Annotated in this window: 11 protein-coding genes; 1 reads left to right on the top strand and 10 read right to left on the bottom strand. The window is 56.7% G+C overall.

The window, feature by feature from the left end; all coding sequences use genetic code 11:
- Positions 1–107: 107 nt before the first annotated feature.
- A complete protein-coding gene (locus C722_RS0123570; protein WP_026084059.1) occupies positions 108–1775 on the bottom strand; it encodes a hypothetical protein in 1668 nt (555 codons plus the stop codon).
- 177 nt (positions 1776–1952) lie between these two features.
- Between C722_RS0123570 and C722_RS0123575 the strand changes: the two genes are divergently transcribed.
- Positions 1953–2933: an IS5-like element IS1384 family transposase gene (locus C722_RS0123575; protein ID WP_017642858.1), complete on the top strand. Its 981-nt coding sequence runs from the start codon at positions 1953–1955 to the stop codon at positions 2931–2933.
- Between the two features lie 127 nt (positions 2934–3060).
- On the opposite strand, the gene C722_RS0123580 is transcribed toward C722_RS0123575, so the two are convergent.
- The 9 genes from C722_RS0123580 to C722_RS26575 all read right to left on the bottom strand — a co-directional run.
- Entirely contained in the window at positions 3061–4446 is a 1386-nt protein-coding gene (locus C722_RS0123580; protein WP_017642859.1) for a heavy metal sensor histidine kinase, read from the bottom strand.
- Positions 4447–4536: 90 nt separating this feature from the next.
- A complete protein-coding gene (locus tag C722_RS0123585; RefSeq protein ID WP_003292646.1) occupies positions 4537–4767 on the bottom strand; it encodes a hypothetical protein in 231 nt (76 codons plus the stop codon).
- A gap of 23 nt (positions 4768–4790) precedes the next feature.
- Positions 4791–5048 carry a DUF2933 domain-containing protein gene (locus C722_RS0123590; RefSeq protein ID WP_017642860.1) on the bottom strand — a complete coding sequence of 86 codons (258 nt, stop codon included), beginning with the start codon at positions 5046–5048 and terminating at the stop codon, positions 4791–4793.
- Positions 5049–5080: 32 nt separating this feature from the next.
- Positions 5081–5398, bottom strand: a complete 318-nt coding sequence (locus tag C722_RS0123595) for a co-regulatory protein PtrA N-terminal domain-containing protein (RefSeq protein WP_003292648.1) — start codon at positions 5396–5398, stop codon at positions 5081–5083.
- A 142-nt stretch (positions 5399–5540) separates the two neighbouring features.
- Complete coding sequence (locus C722_RS0123600) at positions 5541–5897, bottom strand: copper-binding protein (RefSeq protein WP_003298789.1); 357 nt, start codon at positions 5895–5897, stop codon at positions 5541–5543.
- On the bottom strand, positions 5894–9052 hold the full coding sequence (locus tag C722_RS0123605; protein ID WP_017642861.1) for an efflux RND transporter permease subunit: 3159 nt from the start codon (positions 9050–9052) through the stop codon (positions 5894–5896). Before C722_RS0123605 ends, C722_RS0123600 begins: the two co-directional genes overlap by 4 nt.
- Complete coding sequence (locus C722_RS0123610; protein WP_017642862.1) at positions 9049–10500, bottom strand: efflux RND transporter periplasmic adaptor subunit; 1452 nt, start codon at positions 10498–10500, stop codon at positions 9049–9051. Before C722_RS0123610 ends, C722_RS0123605 begins: the two co-directional genes overlap by 4 nt.
- Positions 10497–11750 carry a TolC family protein gene (locus C722_RS0123615; protein ID WP_003292652.1) on the bottom strand — a complete coding sequence of 418 codons (1254 nt, stop codon included), beginning with the start codon at positions 11748–11750 and terminating at the stop codon, positions 10497–10499. The genes C722_RS0123610 and C722_RS0123615 overlap by 4 nt, the downstream gene beginning before the upstream one ends.
- 92 nt (positions 11751–11842) lie before the next feature.
- A partial coding sequence (locus C722_RS26575) for a hypothetical protein (protein ID WP_017642863.1) occupies positions 11843–12210 on the bottom strand: 368 nt, incomplete at its 5' end.

Genomic DNA, 12210 nt, shown 5'->3' on the forward strand with positions numbered 1-12210 from the left:
CACGGCGCATTCAAGAGGTTAATGATGGCCCTGAAAGGTGAGTGAAAAAGCAATCTTCCTTTGGCTCTGCGCCCGTAAGGAACCTCTGGGCTGTGCGAGACAGGCTCTCACTCGCTTTTAAACAACAGTCCCTCAATTCGATCGTGTTCTTCCCGTGTCGGTAGAGCGGTTGAATCTACATTGTCATCACTATCCGACTCGTCGTTTTTCGGCGAACCACGTTCAGGGTGGTAACCGCCATCTGCGTCGAACGCTACCCACCCGTACCACTCTCGGATGACCTTAGACGGTTGGCCGTCTTCCATTGCCACATACCAGTCCGCCAATCGAAAACGCTTACCGGCAAGCTTCGAAGTAGCCCTTTCGGCTCGAACCAACGCGAGATAGAGCGGGTGCGGCAGCTTTTCTATGGCTCCGGTTTCGTCGAGCAAGAAAGTGAACGAGGCGTGCGATAGTTGCCTTGTGGAACCGGCCAGCTCCTCTTCCTCGCCTAAGGTAAACACAGGAGCAAAGCCGCCCCCCTCCGTTCGAAAGTTGGTCGTTTGGCCTTGGTAGACCCTGGCAGCGTTCCACTGCACCTCGCCAGCATAAGCGTACGCGCGCAGGTCAAACTTCATTGGTCGTACCTGAGGGTCGGCGACGGTTCTACGCTCGCCAGGAGCTATAAGGGACTGGGCCAAGTAGTTTCCGCCAATGATTTCTTCCCAAACCCGCTTGGTGAGCTTGTCTCCTCGGTACGCACCGCGACTACCAAACCCGCTGACAGGCTTGAAAAAGAGGCTACGGCGGTTTTGCCAGAGGTGCTCCGCATTGCGATGCTCGACAGGAACGGTAAGCGGGACGTATTGGGCCAATACGGTTCGGATTTGCTGATCAACGCCAATCTCTTCCAAAAAACGTGCGTTGGTTAGGTCAACCAACCGGCGTTTGTCGGCATAAAGGGCATAGGCCTGAGGGTGTGGCGTTACCGTCACGACATCAGCCAAATAAGCGCTGCGCAGCGCGCTGCAATTGTCGCCTTCCAGATAGAAATCGGTGAGTCGGTTATAGACGAGATCCACAGGCTTTCCGTCGACCAAGAGGCACTCGTTGTGAAAGGCCAGATCGGCTGGGTCTGCGATTAGGCAGTCGATTCCTGCTGACTCGAATAACCGCTGAAAAAGAAGGAACTCCGGATACAGGTATTGGGCTTGTGGGCTTTCATCCAAGATCACCACGCGCGTGAGCGGACGTTGCTCGCCGCTCGCAGACCATTCCTGGGCGAACATATCCAGAATCAACTGCTCGAATCCTCCGGACCCGCCCCGCCCCGGCGATAGCCCGACTACGCCGCTGCAACAACTGCGCTGAGCGCGGGCGAGCAATACGTTTAGCATCGCTCCGCCGGCATTTGTGTTTATTTCGATAAGCCCAAGCTTGTCCTCAGCCAGATGAAAGTCGTAGCCAAAGAAGACGCCGCGCGCACCCCGAGGATCATGTCGTGCAATAGGAGGTGCAGAATCCAGAGCATGCTCACGCCAACCGGGCGAACTCACGGTCTGCTCGATGGCCTGAATAACCGCATTAACCTGGCGCAGCCGCAAGGATGAAACAAAGACCGGTCGTGCAGCAAACACATGGGCGCAACGTGACTTCAATAGCTCCGACAGCTCTGAATCCCCAAGCTGTTCGGTCAATGCGTTTACGAGCGCAGCTTGATCTAGGCTTACGCAGAAGCACGCTTCGTTGAGCGCTGCGGCTGTCGAACCGCATTTTCTTGATGAGGACGCTTGCACGTGAAACCTCCAGAACCAAATATACAGCTTCGAAAGTCTCGGCCTCTTTCGGTTCAGCCTGGCGTTTCTATGAGCGTAGGTCAGGGTCGTTGCTGGCACTCTGCCATTAACTAGGGAAACTCTGAAAAAGACTTCTGATTTGGCAAAATACCGCGACCCCACCCACCGAGTTTCCCGATGAAGCAGATGACCTTCGCCGACGCCGAGTACGCTGGCAAGCGCAAGCAAACCCGCAAGGAGTTGTTCCTGATCGAGATGGATCGGGTGGTGCGGTGGAAGGGCTTGATTGCTTTGATCGAGCCACATTATCCGAAGGGTGAAGGTGGCCGTCCGGCCTACCCGTTGATGGCGATGCTGCGTGTGCATCTGCTGCAGAACTGGTTCGGCTACAGCGATCCAGCGATGGAGGAAGCGCTGTACGAAACCACGATCCTGCGCCAGTTTGCCGGGCTGAACCTGGAGCGCATCCCCGACGAAACCACCATTCTCAACTTCCGCCGCTTGCTGGAGAAACACGAGCTGGCGGCCGGCATCCTCGCTGTCATCAATGGCTATCTGGGCGACCGCGGCCTGTCGCTGCGCCAGGGCACCATCGTCGATGCAACGCTGATCAATGCGCCCAGTTCGACCAAGAACAAGGACGGCAAGCGCGACCCGGAAATGCACCAGACCAAGAAGGGAAACCAGTATTATTTCGGCATGAAGGCCCACATCGGCGCCGATGACGAATCGGGTCTGGTGCACAGCGTAGTGGGCACGGCGGCCAATGTGGCGGATGTCACCCAGCTGGACAAATTGCTGCATGGCGACGAAAACGTGGTCTGCGCCGATGCAGGCTACACCGGTGTCGAAAAGCGGCCCGAGCATGAAGGACGTGAAGTTATCTGGCAGGTGGCGGCACGCCGCAGCACCTACAGAAAACTCGATAAGCGCAGCGTGCTGTACAAAGCCAAGCGCAAGATTGAAAAGGCCAAGGCTCAGGTGCGCGCCAAGGTCGAGCATCCGTTCCGGGTAATCAAGCGCCAGTTCGGTTACACCAAGGTGCGCTTTCGCGGCTTGGCCAAAAACACGGCGCAACTGGTGACACTGTTCGCTCTGTCGAACCTGTGGATGGCGCGCCGACATTTACTGACGAATGCAGGAGAGGTGCGCCTGTAATGCGGGAAATGGCCACCGGAGTGGGGTCCGGGTGGCGAAAACGTAAGAAATACTCGTCGAATTGATTGTTTTTTGATCATTTGGCGAGTTTAAGTTGCGCTAGGTGGTATGCCGGGGAAATACATGGCTACTTCAGACCATCCCTAGACATAAGCTTTGGAAGCGTCATTGTGAAAGTCGTATGCCCCTCAGCTGATTCGCAAGCGATGGGCCCTTTGTGCGCTTCGACTATCGAACGAGTGATAGCCATGCCGAGGCCCGCATTCATGGTGGTTCCTTCGCGCCTTGCGGTGTCGACCCTATAGAATCGATCAAACACTCGGGCCTGAAGCTCGGCTGGAATCGTTGTGCCTCGGTTGGATATGGCTGTGCTAACCGAGCCACCGCTCTCGCTTATTTCAACGCTGATGGTGCTGCCTTCCTCTGCATATCGAACTGCGTTAGAGACTATGTTTGAGACGGCCCGTCTCAGCATCGATTTATCGCCATGTACCGATCCATCGCCTGAAAGCGCGATTTCTACCTTTTTGTCCTCGGCTGCAAGCTCGTAATATTCGATAACGCTCGCGGTAATCTCAGCCATGCTGGCATCTTCGGCATTGGGCGTAATCTTCCCGTTGTCCGCCTTGGCGAGGAATAGCATGTCATCGACCATCTTTGACATGCGCCTAAGTTCTTCGAGGGCGGAATACAAAATGTCTTTGTAGTCGGTATTCTCGCGGTCGCGCAAGAGCGCGACCTCCATTTGGGTAAGCATGCTGTTCAGCGGCGTTCTTAGCTCATGCGCGATATCCGCTGAGAAACCTGACAATCTGAGAAAAGAGTCGTCCAAGCGCGAAAGCATTTCGTTGAAGTTGTCTACGAGTTCATGCAGCTCGCCTGGCACCGACTCGGTTGGAATTCTGGTATCTAAGCAGTGGGCGGTTACCGTAGAAGAAGTCTTGGACAGTTCGTCTATTGGTTTTAAGCCTTTCCTGATCAGAACAACACCTAACGCGCCACTCAGAAGTGCACTAACGACAAGCGTATAAGCAAGCCACTGCTGAATCATATCGAAGAAGTGGATTCGGTGCGTTACATCCAAAGCCAAATAGATAACAGTGTCCTGCCCTTCTACCCACCGATTTACTTTTCTGGTAATTCCGCTGTAGTGGTGGCCACCGAAACTTACCGTCCAGCGTTCCTCTTGGATGTCTGTGACAAGAGGTAGCAAGCTCTCAGACAGATTGTGATGGGAGTAAACCGTCTTACCGTCTACTACAACCGCAGTCGCGAAGCCAAAGGAGTGCTCAATAACGGCATCGATCCTTGAAGCGGTCTCAGGCCCGAATGCTGAGCTGTTGAGTAGCGTACGCTCTACTGCAGCGGCCTTTTCATTAAGCACTTGTGCATCTTTGCGTTCGAAATGGAGCTGACAAAAATAATTAAAGCTGATTGCGGCCGCCAGCAGCACAACCGTAACCACGAGCATGAGAGCTATCGCCATTCTGCTCGTCAGTGACACTTTTCCCATCAGTACGGTCCTGGTTAGGCCATCAAGCACAAAAAAGCAGGTGGGGCACCCCCCACCTGCTTCGATCATTGTTACTCACACCCTCATATCCTATGCTGCGTCTGGATTTTCGCCATTTTGCGAGTGGTCGGCTTTGGCGGCCCCCATCATCTCACGACACTCTTTCATCATTCCACGCATGTCACCCATCATTTCCATATGCTTGTCGCCGCTCATCATGCCGGTTTCTGAATGGCTTTGGTCCGCTTTATCTGCCGCTGCGAAACTCAGTCCGCTCGCCAAGGTGATTGCGATTGCTGTAACGGTGATGGCCTTTCGCATGTTAAATCTCCAAGTTCAGTGGGTTATTCGCTTTTGATTAACAAGGTGTTTTCGCCAACGTTGGGCTCCTTGGGCTTGTCGCACTTACCGCTAGACATATGCTTCATGCATACGACCATCATCAACAAGCAGGGCAAGAGAAAGAGCAGGCTTGGCAGCGTTGTTGCCAACGCCGCAGTGCTTTGGTTCAGTAGCATGTAGCCAACCACAGCTGCGGTTAACCCCGTTACGACCGGATTGCGCTGCAGTACGCTTTTAATCTTGGATATTATGCTGCTCATCTAACTATCCCTCGGATATTAAGCTTGGCAGATTAGCCATTGTTCACGCCAACTGGGGTGCTCAGGAACTCTACCGTATGGATCTTCCCGTCGGGGGTCTTGACCTTCATCTCATACGTCTGGACTTGGGCACTAGTTCTATAGTTTTGAATCATTCGAGTCGTGCCGGTCGCCCCTGCAGGTGCGATGCTCAGCACTTGACCCTCTTTGACAAGCTCCTTAAGGGTGGGCTTTGCTCCTGCCGAGTCATTTAAGCGATTCAGCGTACGTTCGCTTCCGCCTTCGGCCATTGCAAGCGAGGAAGCAACGGTCAGAATAAAAGGAACGATTACTTTGGTTATGCGGTTCATGGTTTGCACCTCTTGGTTAGTTGATGCCTGTAGATTAAAGGCTTGCTACTTACAAGAAGGTGTTGCCAAGGTTACAAAGCGGTAATCGCTTCATTCTCGTGTTGGTACGACCGCCGCGCCTGCGGCGGTCGCTTTCTGCTCTTTACTGCTTTTCGATGCGCGTAATGGTGGAATCCATACCTTTCGAGGAGAACTCGAATTCGACCTGGTCCCCTTCTTTCAGCGTTTGGAGCTGATCAGGCTTTGCTTTGAAGCCCATCGTCATCGACGGCCAGCCCAACGCTTCGACCGGGCCGTGGGCAATGGTGACGGTTCCGCTCTCGGTGTTTACTTTCTTGACCGTACCTGTGGCTGTAGCGGTCTGTCCCGCCGACTTCTGGTCCATTGGCATGTTCATGCCTTTGTGATCCATCGGCATGCCGTCCATTGGCTCCTTGTCGGCGGCATAGGCGACTGGTACTAGGAAGAGTGAGGCAAGGGTGATGTGCTTGATGTTCATAGATGTTCTCCAGGGGAGTTGGTTGCGTGCTGGGCCTGCAATTGCCGGCGGCGCATCAGCAGGTAGGCTGCCGGCAGAACGAACAGGGAGAGCAACGGCGCGGTGATCATCCCGCCCACCATGGGCGCGGCAATACGGCTCATGATTTCGCTGCCGGTCCCGCCGCCCCAAAGGATGGGCAGCAGGCCAGCGATGATCACGGCGACGGTCATGGCCTTGGGGCGCACTCGCTGGACAGCACCTTCACGAATGGCGGCGAGCAGGACGCCTTCGCCATGGGCTCCAGCGTTAACCCGATCCGTCCAGGCGTTCTTCAAATACAGCAGCATAATGACGCCGAACTCAGCAGAAACGCCTGCCAGTGCGATGAATCCGATTCCTGTCGCTACGGATAGGTTGTACCCGAGCAGATATAGGAACCAGACGCCCCCGGTCAGAGCGAATGGCAGCGTAGCCATGATGAGCAGCGCCTCGCCAAAGCGGGCAAACGTTAGGTAGAGCAATACAAAAATGATCAGCAAGGTAGCCGGAACGACGAGCTTCAGCTTCGCGTTAGCGCGCTCCATGAATTCGAATTGGCCGGAATAGCTGATGCTCATGCCGGATTCGAGCTGGACCCCTTTGCTGATCTTTTCCCTCAGATCGCCCACCACAGCCGCCATGTCGCGGCCACGAACATCGACGTAAACCCAGCCCGACAGCCTTGCGTTTTCGCTTTTAAGCATGGGCGGTCCGTCTGTCACCTGTACTTTGGCCACGGTCCCCAACGTGATCTGGCTGCCTTGCGGCGTGTAGATCGGTAGGTTGCGCAGATCGGATATCGAGTCGCGCCACTCGCGGCCATAGCGGAGGTTGATCGGATACCTGGCGAGCCCTTCCACGGTTTCACCAATGGTTTGACCACCGATGGCACCGGCCACGATCGATTGCACGTCCGCGATATTCAGGCCGTAGCGTGCGGCGGCGACACGAACGATATCCACATCGATATACCTGCCGCCGGTCAGTCTCTCAGCAAGCGCCGAACTGACCCCAGGCACCGTTTTGGCGATTTTTTCCACTGCCTGGGTGGCTTTGTCGATCTGTGCCAAGTCAGTGCCATACACTTTCACCCCGATCGGGCTCTTGATACCCGTCGCCAGCATATCGATACGGTTTCGAATCGGCGGGATCCACAGATTGGCTAATCCAGGTACCTGTACGGTGCGATCCAACTCCTCAACCAGCTTGTCAGGCGTCATCCCAGGGCGCCATTGATCCTTCGGCTTGAACTGAATGGTCGTCTCGAACATTTCCAGCGGGGCGGGATCTGTAGCGGTGTCGGCTCGACCAGCCTTACCGAACACGTGTGCAACTTCTGGAACCGTTTTTATGAGCCGGTCCGTCTGCTGCAGTAGCTCAGAAGCCTTCTGAGCGGAGAGGCCTGGAAGCGCAGTGGGCATATAAAGGAGGTCACCTTCATCCAGCGGGGGCAAGAACTCCCCACCAAGGCGAGAGGCCGGCCACAAGCCTGTCAGGAAGACCAGAACAGCCACCAGCAGAGTCATCTTGGGCCAGCGCAGTACCGCGTCCAGGGCCGGCTTGTAGATCCAGATCAGGCCACGGTTGAGTGGATTACGGTGTTCGTCAGGGATTTTGCCCCTGATCCAATACCCCATGAGCACAGGAACCAGCGTGACAGACAGGCCCGCGGCGGCTGCCATTGCATAGGTTTTGGTGAACGCCAGTGGACCGAACAGCCGGCCTTCCTGCGCCTCCAGGGTGAACACTGGAATGAACGACAGCGTGATGATCAGCAGGCTGAAGAACAATGCCGGCCCCACTTCAACAGCCGCGTCAGTAATGACCTTCCAGTGCTCCTGGCCCTTCAAGGTGGAGTCAGGATGCCGCTTGTGCCAGGCCTCAATGTGCTTGTGGGCGTTTTCGATCATGACGATTGCTGCATCGACCATCGCTCCGATGGCGATCGCGATGCCACCCAACGACATGATGTTGGCGTTGATGCCTTGCCGCTGCATGATCACAAAAGCAATCAGGATGCCGATCGGCAACGACACGATGGCGACCAACGACGAGCGCAGATGCCACAGAAAAATCGCGCAAACTAACGCAACGACAATGAACTCCTCGATGAGCTTGTGCGTGAGGTTTTCAACGGCACTGTCGATCACCTTGCTACGGTCGTACGTCGTGACGATTTCGACGCCTTGGGGCAGGCTCGCTGTCAGCTCATCCAGTTTGGTCTGAACGGCAGCGATGGTTTCCCGAGCGTTCTTGCCGCTCCGCAGGATCACCACGCCGCCGACTACCTCACCTTCACCGTCAAGCTCGCTGATGCCCCGGCGCATTTCCGGGCCGAGCTGGAAATGCGCAACGTCCCCTAGCGTCACTGGCACGCCGCCGTCGAGACGCAAAGGAATGGCTCGAAAGTCGTTGAGTGTCTTCAGATACCCGGTCGCACGGACCATGAACTCGGTTTCTGCTAGCTCTAGAACACTCCCGCCGGTTTCACGATTGGCCTCGTCGATAGCTTGAGCGATCTGCTGTTGCGTCACGCCCCGGCTGGCCATCCGTATAGGATCCATTACGACCTGGTACTGCTTGACCATCCCGCCTATGGGTGCGACTTCCGCCACGTTGGGTAGTGTCTTTAGTTCATAGCGCAGAAACCAATCTTGCAATGAGCGCAGCTGTGAGAGGTCATGCTTGCCCGTTTGGTCTACCAAGGCATATTGGTAAATCCAACCGACACCTGTGGCGTCAGGCCCCAAGGCGGGTTTGGCGGCGGCAGGGAGCCGGCTCTGAACCTGACTCAGGTACTCCAGCACACGTGAACGGGCCCAATAAAGGTCTGTGCCGTCTTCGAACAGGACGTACACGTAGCTGTCCCCAAAGAAGGAGTAGCCGCGAACCGTTTTGGCACCGGGAACAGACAGCATGGTCGTCGTAAGCGGGTAGGTGACCTGATTCTCGACAATCTGCGGCGCCTGCCCTGGGTATGGCGTGCGAATGATGACCTGAACGTCGGAAAGGTCTGGCAACGCATCGACAGCAGTGTTCTTGACCGACCAGATACCCCAGGCCACCGCGAACAAAGTGGCCAGCAGGATCAGAAAGCGGTTGGCTACTGACCATCGGATTATGGCTGCAATCATTTCTGGCCCCCGAGCTTCTCGATGCGCTCGATGACCAGGCCTTCGTCGCTTTCACGCACGCCCACACGGACGCGGTCGTCGACTTGCAAGCCTGACAGCAGGGATTGATCCGCAACCGGAAAGGACATGGTCATCCCAGGCATGTTCAGCGTCTTGAACGGCCCATGCGACAGGCCAACCATGCCATCTTCCAGGCTGACGATCGTACCTTCAGCCTCGTGCAGCGCAGGTTCTGTAGAAGTTGCAGGCTCCTCCAAACCCTGAGCGGTCAGCCCGCGTAGGCTCGCCTCTGAATCCAGGAGAAACTGACCGGACGCCACGACCTTCTGACCGGCTTCCAGCCCTTCAAGCACCTCTGTCTGGTCATCGAATTCCCGGCCTGTGCGAACCTCAATCGGGCGGTAACGGCCTTGATCCTCGGCCAGCATCACCAATGCGCGCCGACCGGTGCGAATGACCGCCTCGGACGGGATGACCAAGACATCTTCGACGTTGCGACTCAACGTCACCTCGGCCGTCATGCCGGGACGAAGCCGTTGTTGCGGGTTAGGTAGCTCGACCCGGACACGCACAGTGCGGCTATCCAGGTTGGCCTGCGATAGTACCGTCTGGATCGTTCCTTCCAGCGTTTCACCCGCAAAAGCGGGCAGGCGCGTTGTTACTGATTGCCCTGGCGCTAAATTTGCGCTCCGCGCCTCTGGTACTGCAACTTCTAGCCAAACCGTGTCCAGGCCGTTGACGCGCGCAAGAGTAGCGCCGGCGGGTACGGTCATGCCCTCGCGAACGTCGAGGCTGTTCAGCACGCCGCCTATTGGACTCGTCACTGTCCAAACGGGGCGCGCTTTACCAGTTCGTTCTAGCTGCACTATGACTTCTGGCGGCATGCCAGCAAGGCGCAACCGCTGGCGAGCCGCTGCGAGCAGCTGGGGTTGGCCGACCCCTTTGAGCGCCAGGTACTCTTCCTGTGCGGCAGCCCATTCGGGAACCAAAAGATCGGCTAACGGCGCGCCTTTTTCGATGACATCCTCCGGTGCTCGGTCGTAAACGCGCTCGACAAAGCCACCGGCACGCGCCTGCACAACCGCCACGTCTCGCTCGTCAAACATCAACGCGCCTGTCGCTTCGAGCGACTGGCTGATCGATTCACGCGTTACGGTTGCCAAGCGCACGCCGAGATTCTGCGTCACGCTCGGGTCGATACTGATCGATGCCCCGTCGCTTCCCTCATCTGCATAGCGTGGAATCAATTCCATATCCATGAATGGCGACTTGCCCGGCTTATCGAACTTTTGCTGGGGGACCATAGGGTCATACCAATAGAGCACTTCCTTGTCTTCTTCTGCAGGCGATTGTCCGAAGGCTGCGGTAGGCAGACCGATTAGCGCTGCAGCGCTAATCATCAGAGGCAGACTGAAGGCGAGTACCAGCCGCTTGTGTTGGAATGTCATGGTCGGGTATCTCCAAAGGCGAAATGCAGGCGGGCATTGCTCAACGATCGATCGCGGGCGACGTCAATACGCCGTAGCCGGGTCTCCACAAGCTGTCGTCGCGCTTCGATCACAGCGGTCAGCTCACCGCTTCCGGAGCGGTAATCGGCCATGGCAAGGCGGACCTTCTCTTCAGCGAGGGGTAGTAAGGTTTTGTCGAGGCGGATGAGTGCGCGGTCCAGACGCTGATACTCAGCGAGGTCAGTACTCAGCTCTTGGTTGTACAGGCGCAAGGTCGCTTGGCGCTGAGCCTCGATCTGGGCAAGGCGAGCTCGTTCGGCCGCGATCTTCGGATCCTGCCGAGAGCTGGTAAACAGCGGCAGGTCGAAGCTGACGCTGAGGTTCACCATGTCGCCGTACTCACGGCCACGTCGCAGGTAGTCGATCCCCCAACTCCAATCCGGTGTTTTCTCTGCGATGGCCTGGTGAACCTTTGCCTCCGCTTCACGAGTCATCGGGTCGAAGGCGAGTAACGCCGGGTGCCGGTTCAGGTTGTGCTGATAGTTATCAACGGCGGCAAGCCATTGCGGCCAGTCACCTGTAAGCGGCTGGCCTGCTAGCTCGCCTATCCAGCGCCGGAGGCCGGCCCGCGCAACAGCCTGGTTACGCAGCAGCTCATCCTCTTGTTCAGCCAGCAATGCTGCCTCTTGCCTCGGAAGTACGCTGTCTGCGGTTTGTCCGCTGCCGCCAGCAATGCGGGCCTGAACAGCCCGCGAAAGGAGCTGATTCTCGCTGTAAAGCTGCTTGAAAAGGCTTAGCTTCTGCTCGACCGCGAAGCTAGCGATCCATGCCTCGGCGGTTGCTTGGCGCACACCGAGACGTTCAACCGTTTGCTGGGCGTTTGCGAGCGCAACACTAGCCTGCGCGGCCTCGACACGAGCGCGCCTTTTCGCTCGGTTTGGCACATCTTGCATGACCCCAACCATTTGCATGGTCATGGCCTCTTGCTCCAACTGCCAGCGAGCGTCACCTTCGATGGGCACGCTTTGCAGTCCAAGCTTAAGTTTAGGGTCAGGAAGCTCGCCGGCAGGGATTGCAGCGCTGCGTGCGGCCACCAGGTTGGCGGCTTGCGCATGCAGCGAAGGCGCGTCTTGCTCGGCCACGCTCAGAGCTTGTTCTAAGGTCAAAGCGGACGCTAACCCTGGAAACGAGAGCGCGCCCATGATCAAGGCGGCCACGTACGGCGGCGCCCAATAAATACGGGGTTTCATTTGCGAAGGATTCCTGATCTTTCATGCGAGCCAAAGGCGCGCAGTAGCCGGCCCGAATGCTCACTCGGGCGGTTCCTATAATTTGATCGGAATTAGACGCGGGGTGGACGCCAGACGGCGTCTAAAAGGCTAGAGGAGATCAGGCCGTTATAGGGAGTGGTCACGGGTTCAGCAGCAGGCATCAGCTGGGCTTTTATTGAGACAAGCTGAAGGATACTTGCAGTTTTGCATTCTTGGCCCGTCTTGCAGACGGTCTCCGTTCCATGCTCATTCGCTTCACAGCACTCGTGTTCAGCACCGTCATCGGCGCCAACCATCGAAGCGTGGTCGGTCGTCATGGCGCCCACACCTTCCATATCGGACATCACGTGATGCCCGGACGATCCAACCGGCATGAGCATTTCCGCTATCCCATTGATCGGAAGCGCAAGCACTAGCAGCAGGATAAGGAAGGAGCGCA

This window comes from Pseudomonas sp. 313, assembly GCF_000316965.1.
Lineage (GTDB): Bacteria > Pseudomonadota > Gammaproteobacteria > Pseudomonadales > Pseudomonadaceae > Chryseomonas > Chryseomonas benzopyrenica.

What these genes read in the sequence shown, in the direction of transcription:
- C722_RS0123600 (WP_003298789.1), bottom strand. Translation starts at nt 5,897, where the DNA reads ATGAACATCAAGCACATCACCCTTGCCTCACTCTTCCTAGTACCAGTC.
- C722_RS0123585 (WP_003292646.1), bottom strand. Translation starts at nt 4,767, where the DNA reads ATGCGAAAGGCCATCACCGTTACAGCAATCGCAATCACCTTGGCGAGC.
- C722_RS0123605 (WP_017642861.1), bottom strand. Translation starts at nt 9,052, where the DNA reads ATGATTGCAGCCATAATCCGATGGTCAGTAGCCAACCGCTTTCTGATC.
- C722_RS0123615 (WP_003292652.1), bottom strand. Translation starts at nt 11,750, where the DNA reads ATGAAACCCCGTATTTATTGGGCGCCGCCGTACGTGGCCGCCTTGATC.
- C722_RS0123595 (WP_003292648.1), bottom strand. Translation starts at nt 5,398, where the DNA reads ATGAACCGCATAACCAAAGTAATCGTTCCTTTTATTCTGACCGTTGCT.
- C722_RS0123590 (WP_017642860.1), bottom strand. Translation starts at nt 5,048, where the DNA reads ATGAGCAGCATAATATCCAAGATTAAAAGCGTACTGCAGCGCAATCCG.
- C722_RS0123610 (WP_017642862.1), bottom strand. Translation starts at nt 10,500, where the DNA reads ATGACATTCCAACACAAGCGGCTGGTACTCGCCTTCAGTCTGCCTCTG.
- C722_RS0123580 (WP_017642859.1), bottom strand. Translation starts at nt 4,446, where the DNA reads ATGGGAAAAGTGTCACTGACGAGCAGAATGGCGATAGCTCTCATGCTC.
- C722_RS0123575 (WP_017642858.1), top strand. Translation starts at nt 1,953, where the DNA reads ATGAAGCAGATGACCTTCGCCGACGCCGAGTACGCTGGCAAGCGCAAG.